19 protein-coding genes and 1 tRNA gene are annotated in these 25,638 nt (G+C 48.9%); 6 read left to right on the forward strand and 14 right to left on the reverse strand.

Translation table 11 applies throughout. From position 1 onward, the window contains the following. The first annotated feature begins 105 nt into the window (after window positions 1-105). Both EL216_RS09975 and EL216_RS09980 read left to right on the forward strand, forming a co-directional pair. Window positions 106-1,767, forward strand: a complete 1,662-nt coding sequence (locus tag EL216_RS09975) for an electron transfer flavoprotein-ubiquinone oxidoreductase (protein WP_085390169.1) — start codon at window positions 106-108, stop codon at window positions 1,765-1,767. A 127-nt stretch (window positions 1,768-1,894) separates the two neighbouring features. Further along, window positions 1,895-3,418, forward strand: coding sequence for a helicase HerA-like domain-containing protein (locus tag EL216_RS09980; protein ID WP_085390170.1), 1,524 nt, complete (start codon window positions 1,895-1,897; stop codon window positions 3,416-3,418). Window positions 3,419-3,487: 69 nt separating this feature from the next. Here the strand turns inward: EL216_RS09980 and EL216_RS09985 are convergent, their stop codons facing one another. The 5 genes from EL216_RS09985 to EL216_RS10005 form a co-directional block, all read right to left on the reverse strand. Then, window positions 3,488-5,020: a phospholipase D family protein gene (locus tag EL216_RS09985; protein WP_085390171.1), complete on the reverse strand. Its 1,533-nt coding sequence runs from the start codon at window positions 5,018-5,020 to the stop codon at window positions 3,488-3,490. A 56-nt stretch (window positions 5,021-5,076) separates the two neighbouring features. Then, complete coding sequence (locus EL216_RS09990) at window positions 5,077-6,477, reverse strand: DHA2 family efflux MFS transporter permease subunit (RefSeq protein WP_085390172.1); 1,401 nt, start codon at window positions 6,475-6,477, stop codon at window positions 5,077-5,079. Between the two features lie 372 nt (window positions 6,478-6,849). Further along, a tRNA-Asn gene (locus EL216_RS09995) sits at window positions 6,850-6,925 on the reverse strand. A 428-nt stretch (window positions 6,926-7,353) separates the two neighbouring features. Further along, entirely contained in the window at window positions 7,354-7,560 is a 207-nt protein-coding gene (locus EL216_RS10000) for a YbdD/YjiX family protein (protein WP_085390173.1), read from the reverse strand. Then, a complete protein-coding gene (locus EL216_RS10005; RefSeq protein WP_085390174.1) occupies window positions 7,550-9,622 on the reverse strand; it encodes a carbon starvation CstA family protein in 2,073 nt (690 codons plus the stop codon). The genes EL216_RS10000 and EL216_RS10005 overlap by 11 nt, the downstream gene beginning before the upstream one ends. Window positions 9,623-10,144: 522 nt before the next feature. On the opposite strand from EL216_RS10005, the gene dusA reads away from it, so the two are divergent. Then, a complete protein-coding gene (gene dusA, locus EL216_RS10010; protein WP_085390175.1) occupies window positions 10,145-11,149 on the forward strand; it encodes a tRNA dihydrouridine(20/20a) synthase DusA in 1,005 nt (334 codons plus the stop codon). A gap of 114 nt (window positions 11,150-11,263) precedes the next feature. Here dusA and ppsA read toward each other — a convergent pair whose 3' ends face one another. Continuing rightward, a complete protein-coding gene (gene ppsA / locus EL216_RS10015) occupies window positions 11,264-13,657 on the reverse strand; it encodes a phosphoenolpyruvate synthase (RefSeq protein ID WP_085390176.1) in 2,394 nt (797 codons plus the stop codon). Window positions 13,658-14,113: 456 nt separating this feature from the next. On the opposite strand from ppsA, the gene ppsR reads away from it, so the two are divergent. Next, window positions 14,114-14,932 (forward strand): posphoenolpyruvate synthetase regulatory kinase/phosphorylase PpsR, encoded by an 819-nt coding sequence (gene ppsR, locus EL216_RS10020; RefSeq protein WP_085390177.1) that lies wholly within the window; start codon window positions 14,114-14,116, stop codon window positions 14,930-14,932. A gap of 196 nt (window positions 14,933-15,128) precedes the next feature. Next, a complete protein-coding gene (locus EL216_RS10025; RefSeq protein ID WP_085390178.1) occupies window positions 15,129-16,274 on the forward strand; it encodes an iron-containing alcohol dehydrogenase in 1,146 nt (381 codons plus the stop codon). Window positions 16,275-16,443: 169 nt separating this feature from the next. Here the strand turns inward: EL216_RS10025 and EL216_RS10030 are convergent, their stop codons facing one another. The 6 genes from EL216_RS10030 to gmk all read right to left on the reverse strand — a co-directional run bounded on the left by EL216_RS10030 (window position 16,444) and on the right by gmk (window position 23,220). Then, window positions 16,444-16,806 carry a rhodanese-like domain-containing protein gene (locus EL216_RS10030; protein WP_085390179.1) on the reverse strand — a complete coding sequence of 121 codons (363 nt, stop codon included), beginning with the start codon at window positions 16,804-16,806 and terminating at the stop codon, window positions 16,444-16,446. A 139-nt stretch (window positions 16,807-16,945) separates the two neighbouring features. Then, on the reverse strand, window positions 16,946-18,313 hold the full coding sequence (locus EL216_RS10035; protein WP_085390180.1) for an L-serine ammonia-lyase: 1,368 nt from the start codon (window positions 18,311-18,313) through the stop codon (window positions 16,946-16,948). 156 nt (window positions 18,314-18,469) lie between these two features. Then, window positions 18,470-19,747 (reverse strand): HAAAP family serine/threonine permease, encoded by a 1,278-nt coding sequence (locus EL216_RS10040; RefSeq protein ID WP_085390181.1) that lies wholly within the window; start codon window positions 19,745-19,747, stop codon window positions 18,470-18,472. A 416-nt stretch (window positions 19,748-20,163) separates the two neighbouring features. Next, a complete protein-coding gene (locus tag EL216_RS10045) occupies window positions 20,164-22,320 on the reverse strand; it encodes a RelA/SpoT family protein (RefSeq protein ID WP_085390182.1) in 2,157 nt (718 codons plus the stop codon). A gap of 31 nt (window positions 22,321-22,351) precedes the next feature. Then, on the reverse strand, window positions 22,352-22,558 hold the full coding sequence (gene rpoZ, locus EL216_RS10050; protein ID WP_085390183.1) for a DNA-directed RNA polymerase subunit omega: 207 nt from the start codon (window positions 22,556-22,558) through the stop codon (window positions 22,352-22,354). A gap of 44 nt (window positions 22,559-22,602) precedes the next feature. Next, on the reverse strand, window positions 22,603-23,220 hold the full coding sequence (gene gmk, locus EL216_RS10055) for a guanylate kinase (RefSeq protein WP_085390184.1): 618 nt from the start codon (window positions 23,218-23,220) through the stop codon (window positions 22,603-22,605). Window positions 23,221-23,448: 228 nt separating this feature from the next. Between gmk and EL216_RS10060 the strand changes: the two genes are divergently transcribed. Next, window positions 23,449-24,012, forward strand: coding sequence for an adenine phosphoribosyltransferase (locus tag EL216_RS10060; RefSeq protein ID WP_085390345.1), 564 nt, complete (start codon window positions 23,449-23,451; stop codon window positions 24,010-24,012). A 90-nt stretch (window positions 24,013-24,102) separates the two neighbouring features. Here the strand turns inward: EL216_RS10060 and ispH are convergent, their stop codons facing one another. Then, window positions 24,103-25,041 (reverse strand): 4-hydroxy-3-methylbut-2-enyl diphosphate reductase, encoded by a 939-nt coding sequence (gene ispH / locus EL216_RS10065; protein ID WP_085390185.1) that lies wholly within the window; start codon window positions 25,039-25,041, stop codon window positions 24,103-24,105. Between the two features lie 26 nt (window positions 25,042-25,067). Continuing rightward, on the reverse strand, window positions 25,068-25,565 hold the full coding sequence (gene lspA, locus EL216_RS10070; RefSeq protein ID WP_085390186.1) for a signal peptidase II: 498 nt from the start codon (window positions 25,563-25,565) through the stop codon (window positions 25,068-25,070). Window positions 25,566-25,638 lie beyond the last annotated feature (73 nt).

Raw genomic sequence — 25,638 nt, forward strand, 5'->3', positions numbered from 1 at the left:
GTGTTGTATAATTACACGTTTGATTGCAAGCCGAATATACAGGCCGTCTGAAAACACATTTCCAACCGGACGGCCGTTAAACAAAACAGCACAGGAACACCAACCATGACCGAAACCATAGAACGCGACAGCATGCAATACGATGTTGTGATTGTCGGCGCGGGCCCCGCAGGTTTGTCTGCCGCCATACGGCTCAAGCAGATGGCGGAACAGTCGGGGCGTGAAATCAGCATCTGCGTGGTGGAAAAAGGTTCGGAAGTAGGGGCGCATATTTTATCGGGTGCGGTTATTGATCCGGTTGCGTTAACTGAACTGCTGCCCGATTGGAAAGAGTTGGGCGCGCCGCTTACCCGCAGCGTTACCGCCGACCAAGTGCTGTTTCTTACCAAAAACAAAGCCGTCAAGCTGCCTGTTACCCCTAATTTCGACAACCACGGCAACTATATCATCAGCCTCGGCGCGTTGTGCCGCTGGCTGGCGGAGCAGGCGGAAAATCTCGGTGTTGAGATTTACCCGGGCTTTGCCGCATCGGAAGTGCTGTATCATCACGACGGCTCGGTAAAAGGCATCGCCACCGGCAATATGGGTGTGGGCAAAGACGGCGAACCGACCGACAATTTCCAGCCCGGCATGGAATTGTGGGCGCAGCAAACCATTTTCGCCGAAGGCTGCCGCGGCTCGCTCACCCGACAACTTATTCAAAAATACGCACTCGACCGCGATTGCCAGCCGCAAACCTACGGCATCGGCATCAAAGAAATCTGGGAAGTGCCCGAAGGCCGCTGCCAACCCGGTTTGGTGGTGCACAGCACGGGTTGGCCGCTGGATAGCAAAACCTACGGCGGCTCGTTTATCTACCATCTCGACAATAATCAGGTGGCCGTCGGCTTCGTGGTCGGTTTGGATTATCAAAACCCCTATCTTTCGCCGTTTGAAGAATTCCAACGTTTCAAAACCCACCCCGAAATCCGCAAAACTTTTGAAGGCGGCCGCCGCATCGCTTATGGCGCGCGTGCGCTCAGCGAGGGCGGTCTGCAAAGCCTGCCCAAGCTCTCGTTTAAAGGCGGCGTGCTGGTAGGCGATGCGGCAGGCTTCTTGAACGTGCCGCGTATCAAAGGCATCCACACCGCCATTAAATCGGCGATGCTGGCCGCCGAGGCTGTGTTTCCGATTTTGGAAAATTTAGAAGAGGTCGAATCGTTTGAACACGGCAAAGAAGCCGTTGCTTACGAAGATTTGTTCAAACAAAGCTGGGCATACCGCGAGCTTCACGCCGCACGCAATATCCGCCCGTCGTTCAAATGGGGCTTGTTCCCCGCCATGGCTTATACCGGTTTGGAACAATATGTATTCAAAGGTAGAACGCCGTGGACGATCAAACACCACGGCACCGACCACGGTTCGCTGAAAAAAGCCGCGGCTTGCCGCCCGATCGATTATCCGAAACCCGATAATGTATTAACATTCGACCGCCTGAGCAGCGTGTTTTTGGCCAACATCAGCCATGAAGAAAATCAACCGTCGCACCTCACGCTGAAAAATCCGCAAACCATGCTTGATGTGAATGTGCAGGAATACGCCAGCCCCGAAACCCGCTATTGCCCGGCCGGCGTGTATGAAATCGTGGAAGAGGGCGGCAAACCGCAACTGCAAATCAACGCCCAAAACTGCGTGCATTGCAAAACCTGCGACATCAAAGACCCGACCCAGAATATCATCTGGATTTGCCCCGAAGGGGCAAGCGGGCCTAACTACGGAGAAATGTAGTATAGGTAAATTACAAGAGGCCGTCTGAAACATTTTCAGACGGCCTCTTGTAATTTTTGTGATTTGCAAGCTGCCAGAAATCATAAGACAATACCACATCTGAAACCCGACGCTCAAGGAAGCTGAAATGACTACGTTCCCCATCGCCCGTTCAGACGGCAACACGTTGGAAATACAAGGCAAAATGGCTAACCGCCATGGCCTGATTGCCGGCGCGACCGGCACGGGTAAAACCGTTACCCTGCGCCGTATGGCCGAAGCCTTCAGCGAAGCGGGCATTCCCGTGTTTTTGGCCGATGTGAAAGGCGATTTGTCGGGCATCGTGAACGCGGGCAGCGACAGCGGCAAAGTGGCCGAGCGCATTGCCGAATTCGGTTTGGGCAGCGGCTGGCTGCAAGGTTTTCCCGTGCGCTTTTGGGATGTGTTCGGCGAAACCGGCGTGCCCGTGCGCGTAACCATTTCCGAGATGGGGCCAATGCTGCTGGCGCGGCTGATGAACCTGAATGACACGCAGGAAGGTTTGCTCAATCTGGTGTTCCGCGTGGCCGACGATAACGGTTGGCATCTGATTGATTTGAAAGACTTGCGTGGTATGCTCAAACACGTTGCAGACCATGCCGCCGAATACCGCAGCCAATACGGCAACGTATCGCCGGCCAGCGTCGGCGCGGTGCAGCGGCAATTGCTGACGCTCGAAAACGAAGGAGCGGCAAACCTGTTCGGGGAACCTGCGTTGAATCTGGAAGACTGGATGCAGACCGAAGGCAGCAAAGGCGTGATCAATATTCTGAATTCCGAAAAATTGATGCGTTCGCCGCGCATGTATAGCGCGTTTCTGCTGTGGATGTTGGCCGAATTGTTTGAAACCCTGCCCGAAGTGGGCGATTTGGACAAGCCGAAATTCGTGATGTTTTTTGACGAAGCGCATTTGCTGTTCGACAACGCCCCCGCCGCGCTGGTGGAGCAAATCGAACAAGTGGTGCGCCTGATTCGCTCGAAAGGCGTGGGCGTGTATTTCGTTACCCAAAACCCGCTCGACCTGCCCGACACGATTTTGGGGCAGCTCGGCAACCGCGTGCAGCACGCTTTGCGGGCGTTCACGCCGCGCGACCAAAAAGCCGTGAAAGCCGCCGCCGAAACTTTCCGCACCAATCCGAATGTAAACGTGGTGGAAGCGATTGCCGAACTCGGCGTAGGCGAGGCGCTGGTGTCGTTCTTGGATGAAAAAGGCATGCCGATGCCGGTGGAGCGTGCATTGGTGTTGCCGCCGCAATCCAACCTGACCCCACTGGCCGCCGCCGAACGCGACGGGAAGTTCCAAAAAGATATTCTCTACCGCCACTACAAAGATATGGTCGACAACTACTCGGCCTACGAAGCATTGGCGGAATTGGAGCAGCAGCAAGCTGAAGCGAAGCAGGCCGAAGCAGCGGCGAAAGAGCAGGCCAAAGCGGAGAAAGCAGCCGCCGCACAGCCGCAGAAAGACGGCGTAGTCGGCGGCTTCTTGGGCGGTTTGTTCGGCAGCCGCAAAAAAGCCAATCAAGGCGTGGCGTATGATTTGGCCGATAGCGTGGGCGACCAGATCAACAAGCAAGTTACCCGTGCCATTTCACGCAGCGTGATGGGCGTAATTAAGAATATGCTGAAATAAGCTATTCGATAAAGAGGCCGTCTGAAAACACCCGAGTTGGTTTTCAGACGGCCTCTTTTTATCCGCTGTTTAAAGCAGCCCTTCAATCGGCAATATCGACAGTATTTTTACCGTTATCCGTTTCCAGAAGCCCGCTTCCGGCTCTTTGGGGTGGATAAGGCGGTCTTCCGGGTCTTGCCATTGCAGTTTGTTGTGTCGGTTTAAGGTTACTTTATAGGCGTAAGAAGGCGTGGTGTTGACCAGTGTACGCTGCATGTTTTGAGCCAATTCGGGGCTTTCGATGACCACGCCCATTTCGGTGTTCAGGCGGGCGGAGCGGGGGTCGAGGTTGAACGAACCGATAAACACGCGTTGTTGGTCGATGATGAAAGTTTTGGCATGCAGGCTGGTGGCCGAGCTACCGGTGAGGCCGCGGTCTTTGCTTTTCGGCACGGCATAGCTGGGTTTCAGTTCGTAAAGTTCCACGCCCGATTTCAGTAGTGGCTTGCGGTATTTGGCGTAGCCGGAATGCACGGCCGCCACGTCGGTTGCCTGAAGGGAATTGGTCAGCACGGTAACGCCGACCCCTTGTTTGATGAGCTCGGAAATGGCGCGGCTGCCGGCTTTGGTCGGCACGAAATAGGGCGACACCAGATAAATTTCTTTTTCGGGCGAACCTAAGGCTTCATCCAATTTTTCGCTGATGAGCGGTTTGCTGCGGTCGCGGTTGAGGCCTTTGGAAGGATCGTCGCTAATCAATTTAGTTTTGGCGTGCCTCCATGCGATTTGGTTGTTTTTAATGGCTTCAAACAGACGGGAGTTTTCCAGATCGCGGTGGTAGCCGACAAGGATGTTGTTTTTGTCGCTGTCGCTGTGGGCAAGCTCGCGGAAGCCTTCAGAAGCATCGGCACGCTTGATGATACGTTCGAGCGGGTAGGAAGAGTTGCTTGCCCAATAGCGGTCGAAATCTTCGGAAACTTCGGTAACTACATGGCCGGTGGCAAGAATGTCTAAATCGGCAAATACGGTGTCGTTGCTGATGTTGAAATATTCGTCGCCGATATTACGGCCGCCCACGATGGTGGCATGGTTGTCGGCGGTAAGCGATTTGTTGTGCATGCGGCGGTTGAGGCGGGGAAAATCGGTAAGATAGCCGAGCGCACGCCATTTGCGGGAAAGGAAAGGATTGAACAGGCGGATTTCGATGTTCGGATGGCTGTTGAGTGCGGTTAATACGTTGTCCAAACCGTTGGTGTTGTTGTCGTCGAGCAGCAGACGCACACGCACGCCGCGCTCGGCCGCGCGGTGCAGCATATTGAACAGCAGCTTGCCCGAAACATCGTTGTGCCAAATGTAGTATTGGATATCGAGCGTGTGGTCGGCCGATTCGATCAATGTCGCACGGGCAACGAATGCATCGTGGGCATCATCCAAAATATAGATGCCGGAAGTGCCGGCTTCGATACCGGTATCTTTTCCTCGGGTCGGCTTCAAGGCGGATTTCAGGCGCGGAGAAGGCGGTACGTCGAGATATTGCGTAACGGTACGGTTCTCCAAGGTGGGCAAACTCATGCAGCCGGAAAGTAAAGCAGATATCATCAGGCAGGTAAATGTAAATTTCATCTGTTTAAAAAGGTGTTTCAGACGGCTTCTGAAACAGGTTGCAAACGTTATGTATTTTACTCTTTTTTGACGCTTGTCAGGTTGCTGCCGTCCGAGTGGTGCAAACGGGTAAATATCAGACTGGAAAACAGCGTGATGATGCCGGTGCCGATAAAGGTGCAACGGAAGGCGGTATGCAGATTTTGCCCGATGATGCCGCTTTGGCTCCACCATTGCAGCATCAATGCACCTAAGGCAATACCGAAGCTCATGGCAAGCTGTTGGTTGACAGCCATTAGGCTGTTGCCGCTACCCGTTTGATAAGGGCGTAAATCGGCGATGGTCAAGGTATTCATGGCGGAAAACTGGATGGAATTGCACACCCCCACCGCCAGCAGCAATACAACCCATAGCCACAAAGGTGTTTCTGCAACCGGCAAAGCAACCGCCATAATCAGTAAACCGAGTATGCGGGTGTTGGCCACCAATACGTTACGGTAGCCGAAACGGGCCATGATCGGTTTAATTACCGGCTTGACCAGCAGCGATGCCAACGCAACCAGGGCAACCAGCCAACCTGACAAGCTGGCACTAAAGCCGAAGGCCACCTGAAAAAGGAGCGGCAGCAGAAACGGTATGGAGCTGATACCTAAGCGGCTGGCTAGGTTTCCGATAAGGCCGAGCCGGAACGTACGCACCTGAAATAAATGTGCGGCATACAGCGGATCTTCATCACGTTTGGCATGCTCGCGGTATAGCCACAAAGCCGCTATGCCGATGATGGCCGTTAAAGTGGAAAACAATAAAGCATTGGGATGCGTAACCAATTCTACCGACAAACTCAAAAAGCAGACTGCCACGGAAAACAGCAGAAAGCCGAGCATATCGAAACGGCCTCTTTCGCCTTTGATGTTCGGCATGATTTTCATAGCTATCCAAATACCCAATGCACCGATGGGCAGGTTGAGCAGGAAAATCCAATGCCAGCTTGCATATTCTACCAAATAACCGCCGACCAGCGGCCCGATTACCGGTCCGATGAGGGCGGGCATAACTGCATAGTTAATCGCATTTAAAAGCTGTGATTTGTCGTACACCTTCATCAAAGTAAGGCGGGGCACAGGGGCCAGCATCGAACCTCCTAATCCTTGCACAATGCGGGCAATAACCAACATGGTCAGATTGGGGGCGGCGGCACAGAGCAGCGAACCAGTCATAAACAAACCTATCGCCGCCACAAACACATTGCGCGTGCCGAACCGGTCAACCAAATAGCCGCTCAATGGAATCAGCAAAGCCAATGTCAGTACATAAGCAATAATCGCAGACTGCATGTTTAACGGCGATTCATTCAGATCAACCGCCATTTTAGGCAGGGCGGTATTCAGTATCGTGGCATCAAGCATTTGCATGAAAATGGCAATCGCCAACAGCATCGGCAGCCATCGCGACGGAGTGGGCATAAGCATATTATCCATAGGCTGGGAGGCCGTCTGAAAAGTTCAATTTTATTCGGAGATTGTTTTCAGACGGCCTTGGGGGATTAAGGTACCGGTAGGAGATTAACGTATTGTATAGCGGCATAAATGGTTATCAAAATTTAGAGATATTTACATTGCAGATTGCATAACTGATGAAACGGAGGCAAGTTGGAAAGGAATGCAGCATGCCGAAGTTTTCGTATTTCAGCTAAAGGAAGCCTTTGCTTTGGAGCTGATGGCAATTCACTTTATCCTGAGGTTGAATCTTTCTGATTTTGAAAGCAGCGGCAGGAAGTAATGACGATAGAAGAGATATTTGATTTTAGTTTATAGAAAAAAGCCTGAACAATTTGTTCAGGCTTTTGAATTTGGCTCCCCGACCTGGGCTCGAACCAGGGACCTGCGGATTAACAGTCCGTCGCTCTACCGACTGAGCTATCGGGGAAGAAGCGTACATTATAGCGTTGTTTGAAAATGTGTCAATGGTTATTTGGGGAAGAAAATTAATAAATTTGTAATATTCTGAATTATAAATTAATTTAGTTTGAAATGTGAGCGAAGTCAGCCGTGCTGTGGTGCTGGCAGCCGATTGGTAAATCTGTCGAATTGCTGAAAACGTGCAATTCAGCTTAATTGCAGATACAAAAATTATCTATCACTAAGTAAGCGGGGTGGCACAATGCGGAAATATACTGCTAATGAAAATTTGGCAAAGTTCGCAAATAATCGGATATTACGGTTGTTGCGATCAAAAGGAAAAGCTGGGTTGAAAATGCTTGATCGAAATACCGGCGGATTATTGCGAAAGCGTTTGAGGCCGTCTGAAAAAAGCCCTCTGCAAAAAATGCAGAGGGCTTTTTTCAGGATAAGCATCTAACAGCAGCGTCCGCCATTGCTGCCACTGCGGCGTTTGCTACAGTAATCCTGAAACTGCAACTTCGTCATCACCGGAGCATTCGGATTATGTTTACGTTGGCGTGCAACGTAATTTTCATAATCGGGCACGCCCACCATCAGATTGGCGGTTAAGCGTGCCGTTTTCCATACGCGTTTGATGCGATGCAGGATTTTATGACTCATTCTGTTGAACCTCGTTACGGTAAACTGCCGGAACTTCTTTTGCAGTCGGCCATGCAACTTTACGGGCTTTCAGTGCAACGCGCAAGCCGTATACGGCAACGATAACCACAATTGAGAGGAACAGTACGGTTAGGCTGGAGTTAACGTAGTCGTTGAATACAATACGTCCCATTTGCTCCAAATCTTTTGCCGGAGCCAAGATTTCTCCGCGTGCAGCCGCATCATTAAATTTTGCAGCATGTGCCAAGAAGCTGATTCTCGGATCGCTGTGGAACAATTTTTGCAAACCGGCATAACAGGTTACGAACAGAACCAATACCGAAGGTATCAACGGTACCCATACATAGCGTTCGCGTTTCATCTTCACAAGTACGACAGAGCACATGATGAGGGCGACACCTGCCAGCATTTGGTTGGCAATACCGAATAAAGGCCACAGGGAGTTGATGCCTCCCAGCGGGTCTGTTACACCGGTGTAGAGGAAATAACCCCAGAAGGCAACAGCTAAGAAGGTGGCGAACAGGTTAGCCGGAAGTGAATCGGTGTTACCGAAAGGTTTGTAGAATACGCTGCCTAAATCTTGGATCATAAAACGGGCAACGCGGGTACCTGCGTCAACTGCAGTCAAAATAAAGAGTGCTTCAAACAAGAGGGCGAAGTGATACCAGAAAGCCATCATGGCTTCGCCGGGAATCAGCTGGCTCATGATGTGTGCCATACCTACGGCCAAAGTCGGTGCGCCACCGGCACGCGACAGAATGGTGTTTTCACCTACTTCTTTGGCTGTGTGCAATAGAGTGTCGGCAGTAACAGGGAAGCCCAGTTGATTGGTGATAACTTGTGCGGCTTGAGCTGCGTCGGTGCCGATAAGGGCGGTGGGGCTGTTCATGGCAAAGTAAACGCCGGGGTCAAGTGATGCTGCCGCTGCCAAGGCCATGATGGCCACAAAACTTTCCATTAGCATGCCGCCGTAGCCAATCATACGTACATGGGTTTCGTTTTCCACCATTTTCGGTGTGGTACCTGAAGAAATCAGGGCATGGAAGCCTGAAACCGCACCGCAGGCAATGGTGATGAACAGGAAGGGGAACAAGCTGCCTGAGAATACGGGGCCGGTACCGTCGATAAATTTGGTAACGGCAGGCATTTGCAAGGCAGGGCTTACAATCATAATACCGATAGCTAAGGCAATGATGGTACCGATTTTCAGGAAAGTGGAAAGATAATCACGCGGGGTCAGCAGCAACCATACGGGCAATACCGCAGCCACAAAACCGTAAATCATAATCGCCCAAGTCAGTTGGATACCGTCTAAGTCGAAGAAGTGGCCGTAAGAACTGTGGGCGACATCTTCGCCGTAAACAATTGCCAACATCAGTAGGATGAAGCCAACAATGGAAATTTCGCCGATTTTACCCGGGCGGATGTAACGGGTATAGATACCCATAAACAGCGCAATCGGCATGGTGGCAGCGATGGTGAATGTACCCCACGGGCTGTGTACCAGTGCTTTAACCACAATCAATGCCAACACGGCCATAATGATGACCATAATCATCAAAATACCGATAGAGGCGATGACACCGGCAGTGGTGCCCAGCTCTTGTTTCACGATGTCTCCCAGCGATTTGCCGTCCCGACGCATTGAAACAAACAGTACCATCATGTCTTGTACCGCACCGGCGAAAACCACACCGAAGATAATCCACAGCGTGCCCGGCAGGTAGCCCATCTGAGCAGCTAAAACGGGACCGACCAACGGGCCTGCACCTGCAATGGCTGCAAAGTGGTGGCCGAACAATACACCTTTGTGTGTGGGTACATAGTCCAATCCGTCATTGTGGCGCTCGGCAGGGGTTAGGCGGTTAGAATCAAGCGCCATTACCTGTTTGGCGATATACAGGCTGTAAAAGCGATAGGCGATGCAATAAACGGAAATGGCAGCAATTACCATCCATACGGCACTAACCTGCTCACCCCTATGGATAGCGAGTGTAGTAAAGGAGGCTAAACCGACCAATACTACAATGCCCCAGATCAGAAACGTTTTGAGTTGTTTCATGACAAAGTCCTTAGGAAGTTGTTGAGAGTGAATGAATCATCATGCTACGTTTTGCCGTGCAAACATTATGTAATAATTTGTAGCATGCTTGACCTGCGCAAGATTAGCATATTTATAAAAAGACGAATATCTCATCGACTGTAAAATAACGGGCAACTTGAGTCATGTCAAAAATATGCAAAAGGCCGTCTGAAAATGCATATAGGGCAAAAACGGATGGAATCGGAAGGGTGTAAAACCAAGCAGGTCGCCCGGTAATCGCATATTTTGAAGTAGGTTCAGAAAACAAGGGCTTTACGAATGTTTACTTTTTAAAAGGAACTTATTTTATAAAATGTAAAAAATAAAACATATTTAGAAAACTTGAGCGAAATTTTTCAAACGGCACGGCTTGATTATTTTGGTACAACCTGTGTATAGCGCGGTGCTATGGGCGTTTTTTGAGGGGAGTGTTTTTCATCTGCATATCAAAAGGCTTTATAATACCGCCCTTCAATATTTGATATGGCAATGCTTTGATTTATGAATAATAAAATCCTGCCTCCGCGCCGGCTTTCCACGGCACCCATGCTTGATTGGTCTGACAGGCACTATCGCTACATGGCACGCCAGATCAGCCGTTATACTTGGCTTTACAGTGAAATGATTAATGCAGGAGCCATTATTTACGGAGATAAAGACCGTTTTCTGATGCGTAACGAATGTGAAAATCCGGTAGCGTTGCAGTTGGGAGGCAGCGAACCTTCCGATTTGGCCCGCGCGGCTAAAGCTGCGGAAGAGTATGGTTACGACGAAGTTAATTTGAACTGCGGTTGCCCCAGTCCGCGGGTGCAGAAAGGTGCGTTCGGAGCGTGTTTGATGAATGAGGTCGGGCTGGTTGCCGATTGTTTGAAAGCCATGCAGGATAGGGTACAAATCGACGTAACTGTTAAGCACCGTATCGGAGTAGACCGTCAAACCGAATATAGCGTCGTGCAAGACTTTGTCGGTACGTTGGCGGCAAAAACTTCTTGTAAAACTTTTATCGTCCATGCTCGGAATGCTTGGCTGGACGGGCTTTCGCCTAAAGAAAATCGTGAAGTGCCGCCGTTGAAATACGATTATGTTTATCAACTAAAACGGGATTTTCCCGAATTGGAAATCATCATTAACGGCGGTATTACCCGTAACGATGAAATCGCAGAGCATTTGGAGCATGTGGATGGCGTAATGGTGGGTCGGGAGGCGTATCATAATCCGATGGTAATGCGGGAGTGGGACAGGCTGTTTTATGACGGTATGGAAAATCCCATTGAATACGCTGATTTGGTGGAGCGTTTGTTTCATTACAGCAAGCAGCAGATTCAGGCAGGGCAGGGTACGATTTTACGGCATATGGTTCGCCACTATTTGGGATTGATGCACGGACTGAAAGGGGCGCGTACATGGCGGCGTATGCTTTCGGATGCCGCATTATTAAAAGATAACAATGGCGAGTTGATATTGGATGCATGGAAAGAAGTTAAAAAAGCAAATGATTGGGCGTAGTTTAAAAAAATGAGCCCAACCTAACCATAATATTTTGTTGACAGGCCGTCTGAAAATAGAAAAAACCGCTGTATTAAGTAACAGCGGTTTTTTCTATTTTCAGACGGCCTGCTTTTATTTGTTTAACTCTTTAGCCAGATACAGCCATGTTTCAATTACGGTATCAGGGTTAAGCGATACGGACTCGATGCCTTCTTCTACCAGCCATTTGGCAAAGTCGGGATGGTCGGAAGGGCCTTGCCCGCAGATGCCGATATATTTGTTGTGTTTGCGGCAGGCGGAAATCGCCAGATGTAGCATCACTTTCACGGCAGGGTTGCGTTCGTCGAACGTGCTGGCAATCGGGCCGCCGCTGTCGCGGTCTACACCCAGAGTAAGTTGGGTCATATCGTTCGAGCCGATTGAGAAGCCGTCGAAGTATTGCAGGAACTGCTCGGCCAAGAGGGCGTTGCTCGGCACTTCGCACATCATAATCAGGCGCAAACCGTTTTTTCCGCGCTCCAAACCGTTTTCTTTCAGAGCTTTAATAACCGCTTCGGCTTCGTTGAGCGTGCGCACGAAAGGAATCATGATTTCTACGTTGGTCAAGCCCATTTCGTCGCGAACGCGTTTCAAGGCTTGGCATTCCAAAGCAAAGCACTCTTTGAAATCATCTGAAACATAGCGGGCCGCACCGCGAAAGCCCAGCATCGGGTTTTCTTCATGGGGCTCGTACAAATTACCGCCGATTAGGTTGGCATATTCGTTGGATTTGAAATCGGACATACGCACAATGACTTTGCGCGGGTAAACCGAAGCGGCAAGCGTGGCCACGCCTTCGGCGATTTTGTCAACATAGAACGATACCGGAGAAGCGTAGCCCGCGATGCGGTCGCTGATTTCCGCTTTCAGTTCGGGATTCAGCGTGTCGAATTCAAGCAGGGCTTGGGGATGAATGCCGATTTGACGGTTAATGATGAATTCCATACGCGCCAAGCCGATACCTTCGTTCGGCAGACCGGAAAAGCTGAAGGCTAGCTCGGGATTGCCGACGTTCATCATGATTTTTACCGGCGACTTGGGCATGTTGTCCAAAGCGACATCAGTAACTTCCACATTCAACAAACCATTGTAAATCAAGCCTGTGTCGCCTTCCGCACAAGAAACGGTAACTTCTTGGCCGTCTGAAAGTACGCCGGTGGCATCGCCGCAGCCTACTACGGCAGGAATGCCCAGTTCGCGGGCAATAATGGCTGCGTGGCAAGTACGTCCGCCGCGGTTGGTTACGATGGCGGATGCACGTTTCATTACCGGTTCCCAATCCGGGTCGGTCATATCGGTTACCAATACATCGCCGGCCTCTACGGAATCCATCTGCGAAGCGTCTTTAACCAAACGCACTTTGCCTTGGCCTACTTTTTGACCGATGGCACGGCCTTCGCACAATACGGTGGATTTGCCGGCAATATTGTAGCGGCGCAGGCTACGTCCGCCTTTTTCCTTTTCTTGCGATTTCACGGTTTCAGGACGGGCTTGCAGAATGTAGAGCTTGCCGTCCACACCGTCGCGGCCCCATTCGATATCCATCGGGCGGCCGTAGTGTTGTTCGATAATTAAAGCGTATTGCGCCAATTCAGTGATTTCTTCGTCGGAAATCGAGAATTTTTTACGGTCGGCATCAGCTACATCTACCACCTGCACCGATTTACCTGCTTGGGCTTGCTCGGTAAAGGTCATTTTGATGAGTTTCGAGCCCATGGTTTTACGCAGGATGGCGGGTTTGCCTGCTTTCAATGTCGGTTTGTGCACGTAAAATTCATCGGGGTTTACCGCACCTTGAACCACAGTTTCGCCTAAACCGTAAGAAGAAGTAACGAATACAACGTCTTCAAAGCCAGATTCGGTATCGATTGAGAACATCACGCCCGCCGCACCGCTGTCGGAACGAACCATGCGCTGAACGCCAGCAGATAAAGCGACCACATCGTGGGCAAAGCCTTTATGTACGCGGTAAGAAATGGCACGGTCGTTGTATAAAGAAGCGAATACATGGTGCATAGCTTCTTTTACGTTTTCCAAGCCGTTGATATTCAGGAAAGTTTCTTGCTGACCGGCAAAAGATGCGTCAGGCAGGTCTTCTGCGGTGGCTGATGAGCGTACTGCTACGGAAATGTTTTCGGTGCCTGCATCGGCAACCATTTTCTCCCATGCGGCTTTGATTTCGGCATCAAGCTGCTCAGGGAACGGGGTATCCAAAATCCATTGGCGGATTTCTTTACCTACACGCGCCAATTCGGTAACGTCTTCCACATCCAGAGCAGCAAGGGCTGCGGAAATACGTTCGCTCAGGCCGTTGTGTGCCAAAAAGGCACGATAGGCATCGGCAGTTGTGGCAAAACCGCCGGGTACGCGGACACCTTTTTCGGTAAGCTGACTGATCATCTCGCCCAATGAGGCGTTTTTACCGCCTACGCTTTCGACATCGGTCATGCGCAGGTTTTCAAACCAAATAACGTAATTTGCAGCCATGTTTATTAGTCCAGTGTAAACAGGTTAAAAAAAGAAACAAATTTTCGCGGGTATTCTAACCACTCAAACGGGTAGTGTCATGTATTTTTAATAAGTGTCGGTTTCTGAGGCCGTCTGAAAAATTGCGGTAAGATGAACCTGTAATCAGATGAAACCGGCGATGAAAAATTCCCGACTTTTTGCTATCCCTTGTTAAATATGGGTTTTGAAATACATCAATAATCTTCAGGTAGATTATGCAGGATGAAATTTAAGCAATTATATTCCAATAATGTAAAAAATACATAATAAAAATGTGTATTTTTTTATTTAATTAATTTGCTTGTAGCTTGTTGTAGTTTGACGTGCGGAGGCTTTATTTGCTGTTAGGCAGTTGGTATGATACGCCTTTAAATTTAAGGCCTTCTGAATGTTTCAGACGGCATCCTACAATTGGTTATTTTGAGAGACTTTAATATGGCACGCCGTACCGCATTTTTTATTTCAGACCGCACCGGTTTAACTTCTGAAAGCATGGGTGAAGCCCTGCTGGATCAATTTGAAGGAGTGAATTTCAAACGGGCTACTTATCCTTTTGTTGATACTGCCGAAAAAGCGCGTGCTATGGTACAGATTATTAATGCGGCAGCTCAGGAAAGCGGTCTGCGCCCGTTGGTTTTTACCAGTATCATTAATCAGGAGATCCGTCAGATTATTAAAAATTGCGACGGGTTGCATTTGAGTTTTTTCGATGCTTTTTTAGGTACGATTGAGCGTGAACTTGGGTTGAGAGCCCGCCATTCGGTAGGGCGTACGCACGGTATCGGTGATACCGAACGCTATGATGCGCGTATGGAAGCGGTGAATTTTTCGTTGAATCATGATGATGGTGTCAGCGGTAAAGATTTGAAAGATGCCGACGTTATCCTGATGGGCGTATCGCGTTCCGGCAAAACGCCGACCTGCCTGTATTTGGCCCTTCAATACGGTATTCGTGCCGCCAACTATCCGCTGACTCCCGACGATTTGGAAAGTACTGAACTACCGCGTATGGTGCGGCCTTATAAAAACAAATTGTTCGGTTTAACGATTTTGCCGGAGCGTTTGCAAGCTATCCGCCAAGAGCGCCGCCCCGACTCTAATTATTCAAATTTGAATACTTGCCGTCGCGAAGTATCTGATGCACAAGCCATGTTCCGGCAGCATGGCATTCCCTTTACCAACACGACCGATAAATCCGTGGAAGAGCTGGCGGTGAGTATTATGCAGTCATGTCATTTAAAGCGTCGTTTTTAAAGGTGGTGTGCGGAATAAAGAATTTTTTTATGTTGGTTTTGGGTTGCGGTAGGCAGCTACTGTTAGCGGAGTGGCAACTTGCAGATCAGGCCGGTTTGCAGCAATTTGATTCCAATCAATGTGTGCAGGGCGGTTAAAATGTAAAATCAACTTATTAATCTATTAATAAATTATTATAAAAAGGAGGAACACAACCATGGCAACTCAATTCTTTATGCCCGTACAAAACATTTTAGGGGTGGATGCCTTGAAAGAGGCGATGGATGCTATCGTCGCATTCGGTTTTAAGAAAGCGCTGATTGTTACCGATGCCGGTTTGAGCAAGCTCGGTGTGGCAGAGCAAGTCGGTAAGCAGTTGAAAGAAAAAGGCATCGATTATGCCGTGTTTGATCAGGTTCAGCCCAATCCTACCGTCGGCAATGTCAATGCGGGCTTGGCGGAGCTGAAATCTTCGGGTGCGGATTTTATCGTTTCATTGGGCGGCGGTTCGTCGCACGATTGCGCCAAAGGTATTGCCGTTGTGGCAACCAACGGCGGAAAAATCGAAGATTATGAAGGGGTAAACAAGTCGAAAAAACCTCAATTACCGCTGATTGCCATCAACACCACCGCAGGCACGGCATCTGAAATGACCCGCTTTACCATTATTACCGATGAAACCCGTCATGTGAAAATGGCAATTGTCGATAAAAACGTTACGCCGATTCTTTCGGTGAACGATCCTTTGTTGATGGAAAATATGCCTGCGCCTCTAACGGCAGCCACCGGTATGGATGCGTTAACGCACGCGGTTGAGGCTTATGTTTCAACTGCTGCCGATCCGATTACCGATACTTGTGCCGTTAAAGCTATTGAGCTGATTGCGCGTTACCTGCCGACTGCCGTTCACGAACCGAAAAATAAAGAGGCCCGTGAAAAAATGGCTTATGCACAATTCTTGGCAGGTATGGCATTCAATAACGCTTCTTTGGGTTATGTGCATGCAATGGCCCATCAATTGGGCGGCTTCTATGATCTGCCGCACGGTGTCTGCAATGCTTTGTTGCTGCCGCATGTCGAGCGTTTCAACCAACAGGTTGCAAAAGGGCGCTTGGATGAGATCGGTGCAATTTTGAGCAAAAACAACCCTGATTTGGCTGGTTTGGAAGTGATCGATGCCATTACCAAATTGGCGCGCATTGTCGGCATTCCGAAATCTCTGAAAGAATTGGGCGTGAAAGAAGAAGATTTCGGCGTGTTGGCAGATAATGCGCTGAAAGACGTATGCGGTTTAACCAACCCGATTCAAGCGAATAAAGAGCAGATCATCGGTATTTTCAAAGCAGCTTTTGATCCCGCTTAATCGTTTTTACTGATTGAGATAAGGCCGTCTGAAAAATTTCAGACGGCCTGTTTTGTATAAGGGCACATTGCGGTTATACCGGTTTTTCTCATTTTCTTTAAACCATTATCCGGCTTGCCGGTTGTAAGCAAGCACGCTGAACCGAACCGTTTTCAGACGGCCTATTCTGTTAATGCAGGAATCGCTTCCGTAAATCCTGATAACTTCCGTGGTTGACCACATTGGTATAACCGAGTTTTTTCAAGGCTTGCAAGGCGGATTCGGCACGTCGGCCGCTATGGCAGTAAAGATTCACTTGTTGGGTTTTGTCGGTGCTGATCGAACGGATTTTTTCGGCGATTTGGTCGTGGGGAATATTAACTGCACCTTTCAGATGGCCTGTATTGAATTCTTCCAACGTGCGGACATCGATCCAAATGCTTTGGGATTTTTGAGCGGTTTGCCCGGCGGCAGACTGTGCTGCCGCAGCATAAAGCGGGGTAACGGAAATAAGGGTGGTGCCGATAAATAGGATTTGAAACAGTTTGGACATACGTATCTCGGTATTTTTTAAGTATATAACAATCAAAAGGCTTTTTAATTTAAGACGGCCGTCTGAAAGTGCGGTTCTAACGAAAAACCGTCGAAGGCTAAGCCGCAACGGTTTTGTTGATTAAAAACAAGTGGCAATGTTAATTGCAGACAATCTTAATTGCCAAGCCGCCTTGCGAGGTTTCACGGTATTTGGCATTCATGTCTTTACCGGTTTCATACATGGTATCGATCACTTTATCTAAGTCGACACGCGGCGTGCTGGCGCGGCGCAGAGCCATGCGTGCGGCGTTGATGGCTTTTACCGAACCGATGGCGTTACGCTCGATGCAGGGAACCTGCACTTGGCCGCCCACCGGATCGCAAGTGAGGCCGAGGTTGTGTTCCATGGCGATTTCCGCCGCACTGCAAACACGTTCGGGCGTGCCACCTAAGATTTCTGCCAATCCTGCCGCTGCCATTGAGCAAGCCACGCCGACTTCGCCTTGGCAACCCACTTCGGCTCCCGAAATGGAAGCATTCATTTTATAGAGCGAACCGATGATACCGGAAGTCAGCAAATAACGGTCGATGATTTCGGGAGTGAGCGGTTCTACGAATTTGTCGTAATACATCAAAACGGCAGGCACGATACCGCACGCACCGTTGGTCGGGGCTGTTACCACGCGGCCGCCGGCAGCATTTTCTTCATTTACCGCCAGTGCATACATATTTACCCAGTCGATAATCTGCATGGGGTCGTTGCTGAGGTTTTTATTGGCGGAAAGCCAGCGGTAAAGCCCTGCGGCGCGGCGGACGACTTTTAACGGGCCGGGCAGCACGCCTTCGGTGGCCAAGCCGCGCTTCATACAGTCGGACATGGTTTGCCAGATATATTGTAGGTATTCTTCAACCGCTTCTTTTCCGTGCAGCGCCACTTCGTTTTGGTACATCAGATTGGAGATGGACAAACCGTTGTCGCTGCAGTGTTTGATAATGTCTTTGGCGTTTTTATAAGGGAAGGGGACTTCGACGGCTTGTTTTTCTTCAACGCCGAAATGCGCTTCGTCAACGATAAAGCCGCCGCCGATAGAATAATAAGTTTGTCGGTAAACTTCTTTTTCGTTGCCATCGAAGGCCGTGATGGTCATTCCGTTTTCATGCAAAGGCAGAAAATCGTTGTGGAACAACATATCTTCGGCATATTGGAAGCGTACTTCGTGTTCGTTCAACGCCACGGCCAGTTTGCCGCTTGCTTTGACGTTTTCGACAAAAGCCGGAATCAAATCAATATCGACGTTATGCGGCAAGTAACCGGCCAAACCCGTGATGATGGCGGTATCCGTTCCATGACCTAAGCCGGTCATGGATAACGAACCGTATACGTCGACACGGATGTGTTCCACCTGTTTCAGTTTGCCTTGGGTGCATAAGTCGTCGATGAATTGTTTACCTGCCTTCATCGGGCCGACTGTGTGCGAGCTGGAAGGCCCGACACCCACTTTGAAAATATCGAATACGCTGATCATGGTTACTGCTCACTTATCTTTTTTGATGAACCGCCGGCTTTTCTAAAGCCGTGCTTGTATTTGTCTGAGAGGCCGTCTGAAAAGCCGCCTTGGTTTGTTTGCAGGCAAACATTCGAGAAGACGGTTTTCAGACGGCCTGAGTAAGAATTCAGATTATTAGGCAATTAAGTTGTAGATAATATTGGAGATTGCAACCAACCCCATTATTACTACAAACACATTGCTGAATTTACCTTGAAACCGTTTCATGGCCGGTACTTTTCTGATGGCGTACATCGGCATAATAAACAGGATCATAGCAATAATGGGGCCACCCAGTGATTCAATCAAGCCCAAGATGCTCGGGTTGATGATGGCAACAGCCCATAAGGTAATCAAGAAAAACAGTGCAGAGTAGAGGTTTAGTTTTTTATGGCTGATGGTTGCATTGGAGCCCGCATCACGTTTGAGTTTGATAAACAAGCCTTCCAGACCTTCGCGTGCACCCATGTAATGGCCGAAGAAGGAACTGGTAATGGCTAAAAACGCAACAAACGGACCTAAATACGAGATATAGGGGTTATCGAATTTATTGGCAAGAAACGACAAGATGGAAATATTTTGTTCTTTTGCCAAGGCCAGTTCGGACGGGGTTAAAGTCAATACGCAACTGAATACGAACAGCATCACGAAAACCAATAACACGGTGGCAGTGCTGCGCAGAGTGCGGCTGGCGTGTCGGTCTGTTAATTCGGCATCTTGGTATTCGCGTTGTTGGGATAAAACGAAAGAAGAGATGGCCGGTGAATGGTTGAAAGAGAAAACCAACACGGGGATGGTAATCCACAAGGTAGTTAAAAACGCGCCTGCGCTCGGAATGTTGGTAAGCGAAGAGGTGTTCCATTCGGGAATCAGGTATACCGATAAGATAAACAGAATAAATACTAGCGGATACACTAACCATTCGGTTACTTTCAATACAATACGTTCACCCAATAGCAATACGCCGATTAACGAAGCAATCAAAATGAACGACAACAAGGCCCGTGGAGGAGAAGCCGCGCCGAGCTGGTTGACGATAAAAGAATCAACGGTATTGGTAATCCCGTTACCGTAAATCAGCAGGATGGGGAAAATGGCAAAGAAATAGAGCAAGGTAATCAATTTTCCGGCGGTTTTACCGAAATGCTCTTCCACTACTTCGGTAATATCGCTACCCGGTTTGGCAGAAGAAAGTACGAAGCGCGCCAAACCGCGGTGTGCAAAATAAGTCATCGGGCCGACAATAACAGCCATAACAACAAGAGGCCAGAATCCGTTCATCCCTGCGTTAATGGGGAGGAACAGCACACCGGCACCTACGGCAGTACCGAATAAATTTAATGCCCAAACCAAATCAAATTTATTTAATTTTGAAGAAGCTGTCTGCGAGTGGTCTGTGTGTTTTGATTTCATATCATGAACCTCTGGACAAATGATAGTTTAATGGCGGCTAAGATCAAAAATTCTTTTATGTAATTTTTAAAAATACGGCTTAATTCTGATTTTAATAGAGTGTAGTAAAAATAATATTTTTTGAAACATAACGTTTTGACTTGGGTAAAAGATTTGCTAATAAATTTTAAAATAAATAAAAAGTTTAGGAAAAAATTCTTTATGACATAAGGAAAATATGCGATTGAATCGCATGTAGAGAAGAACTTGATAGCATTGTTTTGCCATAACCGGTTTGTAAGAGTATTTCAATGCGGCCGAGTTTTGAAGTTGGTTTTGCAAAAGTTTCCATAATACGAAAATACAAAATTTCCAAGCCGGGAGGCCGTCTGAAAAACTTTTCAGACGGCCTCCCGGCTTGGAAATTTCAGTGTTTTCTAGTTGCGCACAACGCGGCGCACATGCGGAATAGCATGAAGGGCTCGGATGATTTCGTCCAATTGAGCCGTATCCTTAACTTTGATGAAGAATTTGAATTCAATAAAACCTTCGGTTCCGGCTTGTTTTTGCGACGGTGTTTCCACCGATTCGATGTCGGCGTTTGCTCCTGAAATTGCTTGAGCCATGGCAGCAAGCAGACCGTGTGTGTCGCGGGAACCGACGGTGAGCGAAGTGCGGAAACTACGGTCGCGTATGCTGTCCCAATTTGCATCAAGTTGTTGCTCGGGGTCGGTTTTCAATACATTCGGGCAAGTATCGCGGTGTATAACCATACCTTGATCTTTAATCAATACGGCACGGATATTATCACCCGGGATAGGGGTGCAGCATTGTGCCAAATGCACACGGCCGGTTTCGTTGCCGTTGATTTTAATCGGACTGAGGCGAACTTCATCGCCGAAATGCTCGCCGGCGAGTTCTGCAATATGCATGGCAACGGATACCGGTAAAGTATGTCCCATGCCGACGTTGTACAACACGTCTTCGAAAGTAGTTTGCTTATTGTTGAGATCAGTAAGATATTTCTCTTTGAGGTCATCTGAAAGCAATACATTCTGCGGCAATAAGCTGGATAGGGCTTTTTGCAGCAGGTTTTCGCCAAGTGTAACCGCATCTTGGCGGTTCATGTTTTTAATATAATTACGGATGGCGCTGCGTGCGCGGCTGGATACGGCAAAGCTCAACCAAGCAGGGTTTGGTTTGGCTTGCTCGGAAGTGATGATTTCAACCGAATCTCCTGTCTTCAACTTGGTACGCAAAGGCATCATGGTGTTGTTGACACGGGCGGCAACGGTGTGGTGCCCGACATCGGTATGCACGGCATATGCAAAGTCAATGGGGGTGGCACCCTCCGGCAGGGCCAGAATTTTTCCTCTGGGTGTAAGGATATATACTTCGTTGGGAAATAAATCGACTTTAACGGCTTCGAGAAACTCGATGGCGTTCGCGCTGCCGGCTTGAAGATCAAGGATGTTTTTAAGCCATTGGTTGGTATGCAGGGTGGCTTGGTCAATCGTATTCTCACCCGATTTGTAAATCCAATGGCCGGCTACCCCACCTTCTGCTACGGCATCCATTTCACGGGTGCGTATCTGCACTTCAATTGGCAGGCCGTAAGGACCGACTAAAGTAGTATGCAGGCTTTGGTAGCCGTTGCTTTTCGGAATGGCAATATAGTCTTTAAAGCGTCCCGGTTTGGGCTGATACAGGTCATGTAGCGCTCCGAGGGCGGCATAACATGCGGGAACGCTGTTGACGATAACACGGAAGCCGTAGATATCCATCACATCGGCGAAGCGCAAGTTTTTTGCCTGCATTTTCTGGTGAATGCTGTAAAGGTTTTTTTCGCGGCCTTTGATTTTCGCTTCAATGTTGGCGCCAACCAGACGTTGACTGAATGCACGTAAAACTTTACCTACTACATCTCGGCGGTTGCGGCGGCTCGCATTCATCGCTTTTTGCAATGTTGCATAGCGGCGCGGGTGGAGATTTTGGAATGATAAATCCTGTAATTCCTGATAAGCATTGTTCAGGCCGATACGGTTGGCAATTTGTGCGTATATTTCAAGGGTTTCTTGAGCAATGCGGCGGCGCTTTTCGGGACGCATCGAACCGAGTGTACGCATGTTGTGCAGTCTGTCTGCCAATTTAACCACGATCACGCGCACGTCTTTGGTCATCGCCAGAATCAGTTTGCGGAAACTTTCCGCTTGATGCTCGGCCTGACTGCCGTATTCGAGCTTTTCGAGTTTGGAGAGACCGTCTACCATTTCGGAAATGGTTTCGCCGAACTCGGCAGCCATTTCGACTTTGGTTACGCCGGTATCTTCTAGAACGTCATGCATGACGCCCGCGCACAGACCTTGTATATCCATATGCCAGACAGCCAACTGGGTGGCTACCGCAAGCGGATGGGTGATGTAGGGTTCGCCGCTTTTACGGGTTTGGCCGTCATGGGCGTGAAAAGCGAAGGCACAGGCTTTTTCAAGTAACACCTTTTCTTCACTGTTCAGGTAAGAAGCGGTGCGGAAAAGTAATTCGCGAGCCTCTGCTGTGAGCGGATCGTAAGGGGCGGTAGGCTGGGGGGCAAGCATTCAGACGGCCTTAGTGCTTGTTTTGTTGTATTTATTTGCCGCGTTTGAGCAATTCCACGCCGATTTCACCGGCAGCGATTTCGCGCAGGGCGGTAACGGTGGGTTTATTGTTGCGGATGTCGTCAACCAGCGGGGTGTTGCCGTTTTCGAGCTGGCGTGCACGGCGTGCAGCAGTCAGCGTCAGGTCGAAATGATTGGGGATTTTGGTAATGCAGTCTTCTACGGTAATACGGGCCATTTTGGTAGTACTTTCTTGTGTAAAAATGTTATTGTCGCTGTTTTTTAAGATTTTTCCAACAGATTTTCAATAAATACTTGTTGGGAAGGCAATTTCAGGCGGTGTGATTTGATGATGTGCAGTAAGTCGGCTTCGGCGGTAACGACATCATTATTGACAACCACATAATCAAACAGGAAAGCCTGTTCGATTTCATTACGGGCTTTGCTTAGGCGTTTGGAGATAATCTCGGGGGTGTCGGTGCCGCGTCCTTTCAGACGTTCGGCGAGTTCTTGGAATGACGGCGGTAAAATGAAAATGCTGCATACGTCAGGCAGTACCCGTCGTACCTGCTCTGCGCCTTGGATATCGATTTCGAGAATCACGTCGTAGCCTTGTTCGCGTAAGATGTTTACGCCTTCTATGCTGGTGCCGTAATAATTGTCGAAAACTTTGGCGTGTTCCAGAAAAGCACTTTCACCTATTAAAGCTTCAAATTTTTCGTTATCGACAAAATAATAGTGTTTGCCGTGTTCTTCACCCGAACGAGGAGGGCGGGTGGTATGGGATACGGAAACGCGTATATCGTCGTGATGCTTTACCAGGCGGGAAACCAGTGTGGTTTTGCCGGTACCCGAAGCGGCAGATATGATAAAAATATTGCCTTTTTTAGATGCTTGCATGGTGTTCTGATAAGGGAGGGAAAATTGCCGTTTATTATGCCACACTGTGTTATGCAGCGACAACGTACCACGGCTTCGGAAAGAAGGCCTGCTATGAAGGAACGGACAGATATTTTTTGAGGCGGTTTAGTGTACTTATCCGCTTTTTTCGCTATACAATTATATGTTCGGTTTTTTAAGATGCGGCCGGGCCGCAATGATTTTGATAAAGATAAAAAAGGGGATCTTATGTTGATTCACCCAGAAGTGATGGGCGTGGCGGCATTGGCCGAGAAAATTCGGAAAATACCTGATTGGCCGAAAAAAGGTATTTTATTTCACGATATTACGCCGATTTTGCAAAGCCCCGAGTATTTTCGTTTGCTGGTTGATTTATTGGTGTACCGCTATATGGGTCAGAAAATCGACGTTGTGGCGGGGTTGGATGCTCGCGGGTTTATTATCGGTGCCGCGTTGGCATATCAATTGAATGTGGGTTTTGTACCCATCCGTAAAAAGGGCAAATTGCCGTTTGATACTGTATCTCAAAGCTATACGTTGGAATATGGCGAGGCGGCGGTAGAGATCCATACAGATGCTATCCATAAAGGGGCACGGGTTTTGCTTGTTGACGATTTGGTGGCTACGGGAGGAACGATGCAGGCAGGTATTGAGCTCATTCATAAACTTGGCGGCGAGGTGATTGAGGCAACGGCGATTTTGGAATTTACCGATTTGCCCGGCGGTGAAAATATCCGTAAGCGAGGAGTGTCGTTATTTACTTTGTATCAAAATGAAGGTTCTATGTCGTAAGCCAATAACATCGCCGAAGTTGTAAAGAGGCCGTCTGAAAACAGTTTTTCAGACGGCCTCTTTACTGCTTTTTCAATAATGTAGGCGGCTTTATTCTTTGCGTAAAGCTTTGGGCAGCACAAACACGATACTTTCTTCCACACCTTCGCCTTCGCGTACGGTATCGTGCCCCCAATTTTGGATGGTGGTGATTACTTCCTGTACCAATACTTCGGGAGCGGATGCGCCGGCGGTTACGCCGACTTTGTTTTTGCCTTCAAACCATTCGCGTTGCAGGTAGTTCGCGTTATCCACCATATAAGCATCGACACCGCGCAAGGCGGCCACTTCGCGCAGGCGGTTGCTGTTGGAAGAGTTGGGGGAGCCGACTACGATAACGATGTCGCATTGCGCGGCCAACTCTTTGACTGCTTCTTGGCGGTTGGTGGTAGCGTAGCAGATGTCTTCTTTATGCGGGCTGCGGATATGGGGGAAGCGTTTCTGCAGGGCTTCGATGATGTCTTTGGTTTCGTCTACCGATAAGGTGGTTTGGCTGACATGCGCCAGCTTTTCGGTATCGTGTACTTCCAGTTTGGCAACGTCTTTTACCGTTTCAACCAGCAGCATGCTGCCTTCGGGTAATTGCCCCATCGTGCCTTCCACTTCGGGGTGCCCGGCATGACCGATCATGATGATTTGATAACCTTGTCCATCCAAGCGGGCAACTTCTTTATGAACTTTGGTAACCAGCGGGCAAGTGGCATCGAATACTTGAAAGCCACGCTCGGCGGCTTCATCCTGCACTGCTTTCGATACGCCGTGCGCCGAGTAGATTAAGGTTGCGCCTTCCGGCACATCGGCCAAATCTTCGATAAAAATAGCACCTTTTTTACGCAGGTTGTCGACGACGAATTTATTGTGTACCACCTCGTGGCGCACATAAATCGGTGCGCCGAATTCTTCCAGCGCACGCTCTACGATGCTGATAGCTCTGTCTACACCGGCACAAAAGCCGCGCGGGTTGGCTAATAAAATGGTTTTTTTTGTCATGGTTTGAAGTTTGGGTATGTATGTTTTCAGACGGCCTGTTTGTCGTCTTTTTTATGTTTGAATCCGTCGATAACCAGCATCACCGCGCCGACGCAGATAAAACTGTCGGCGACATTAAATGCGGGATAATACCAGTTTTTCCAGTAAAACAACAAAAAATCAACCACATGGCCGTGAATCAGGCGGTCGATTACATTGCCGAATGCACCGCCGATAACCATTGCCGCACCGAGCTTGCCCCATGTGCCGAAATCGTCTTTTACAATCGCACGGGCCAGATAAAAGCTGATAACCGCAGCCAGACCGAGGAAGAAATATTTTTGCCAACCTCCCGCATCGGCCAAAAAGCTGAAGGCGGCACCGGTGTTGTAAACCAATGTCAGGTCAAAGAAATTCGGAATGATATTGAGCCGTTCGGTATATTCGAAGCGGTTGAGTATGGCGGTTTTGCTGACTTGGTCGAGGATGATGGCAATAATAGCCAACAGCCAGTATTTGGTTTTGGAAGTTTTTTCGATAGTCATGTGTGTGTGGCGGCAATAAATGAAAGTGCTGCATTTTACCTGAATCGTGTAGCTGTGGGGCAAATTGAATGTA

Source organism: Neisseria animaloris, assembly GCF_900637855.1.
GTDB classification, from domain to species: Bacteria; Pseudomonadota; Gammaproteobacteria; order Burkholderiales; family Neisseriaceae; genus Neisseria; species Neisseria animaloris.

What these genes read in the sequence shown, in the direction of transcription:
- EL216_RS10000 (WP_085390173.1), bottom strand. Translation starts at nt 7,560, where the DNA reads ATGAGTCATAAAATCCTGCATCGCATCAAACGCGTATGGAAAACGGCA.
- gmk (WP_085390184.1), bottom strand. Translation starts at nt 23,220, where the DNA reads ATGCAAGCATCTAAAAAAGGCAATATTTTTATCATATCTGCCGCTTCG.
- EL216_RS10060 (WP_085390345.1), top strand. Translation starts at nt 23,449, where the DNA reads ATGTTGATTCACCCAGAAGTGATGGGCGTGGCGGCATTGGCCGAGAAA.
- EL216_RS10030 (WP_085390179.1), bottom strand. Translation starts at nt 16,806, where the DNA reads ATGTCCAAACTGTTTCAAATCCTATTTATCGGCACCACCCTTATTTCC.
- lspA (WP_085390186.1), bottom strand. Translation starts at nt 25,565, where the DNA reads ATGACTATCGAAAAAACTTCCAAAACCAAATACTGGCTGTTGGCTATT.
- EL216_RS10005 (WP_085390174.1), bottom strand. Translation starts at nt 9,622, where the DNA reads ATGAAACAACTCAAAACGTTTCTGATCTGGGGCATTGTAGTATTGGTC.
- EL216_RS09985 (WP_085390171.1), bottom strand. Translation starts at nt 5,020, where the DNA reads ATGAAATTTACATTTACCTGCCTGATGATATCTGCTTTACTTTCCGGC.
- EL216_RS09980 (WP_085390170.1), top strand. Translation starts at nt 1,895, where the DNA reads ATGACTACGTTCCCCATCGCCCGTTCAGACGGCAACACGTTGGAAATA.
- dusA (WP_085390175.1), top strand. Translation starts at nt 10,145, where the DNA reads ATGAATAATAAAATCCTGCCTCCGCGCCGGCTTTCCACGGCACCCATG.
- EL216_RS10025 (WP_085390178.1), top strand. Translation starts at nt 15,129, where the DNA reads ATGGCAACTCAATTCTTTATGCCCGTACAAAACATTTTAGGGGTGGAT.
- EL216_RS10040 (WP_085390181.1), bottom strand. Translation starts at nt 19,747, where the DNA reads ATGAAATCAAAACACACAGACCACTCGCAGACAGCTTCTTCAAAATTA.
- ispH (WP_085390185.1), bottom strand. Translation starts at nt 25,041, where the DNA reads ATGACAAAAAAAACCATTTTATTAGCCAACCCGCGCGGCTTTTGTGCC.
- EL216_RS10045 (WP_085390182.1), bottom strand. Translation starts at nt 22,320, where the DNA reads ATGCTTGCCCCCCAGCCTACCGCCCCTTACGATCCGCTCACAGCAGAG.
- EL216_RS10035 (WP_085390180.1), bottom strand. Translation starts at nt 18,313, where the DNA reads ATGATCAGCGTATTCGATATTTTCAAAGTGGGTGTCGGGCCTTCCAGC.
- ppsR (WP_085390177.1), top strand. Translation starts at nt 14,114, where the DNA reads ATGGCACGCCGTACCGCATTTTTTATTTCAGACCGCACCGGTTTAACT.
- rpoZ (WP_085390183.1), bottom strand. Translation starts at nt 22,558, where the DNA reads ATGGCCCGTATTACCGTAGAAGACTGCATTACCAAAATCCCCAATCAT.
- EL216_RS09990 (WP_085390172.1), bottom strand. Translation starts at nt 6,477, where the DNA reads ATGGATAATATGCTTATGCCCACTCCGTCGCGATGGCTGCCGATGCTG.
- ppsA (WP_085390176.1), bottom strand. Translation starts at nt 13,657, where the DNA reads ATGGCTGCAAATTACGTTATTTGGTTTGAAAACCTGCGCATGACCGAT.
- EL216_RS09975 (WP_085390169.1), top strand. Translation starts at nt 106, where the DNA reads ATGACCGAAACCATAGAACGCGACAGCATGCAATACGATGTTGTGATT.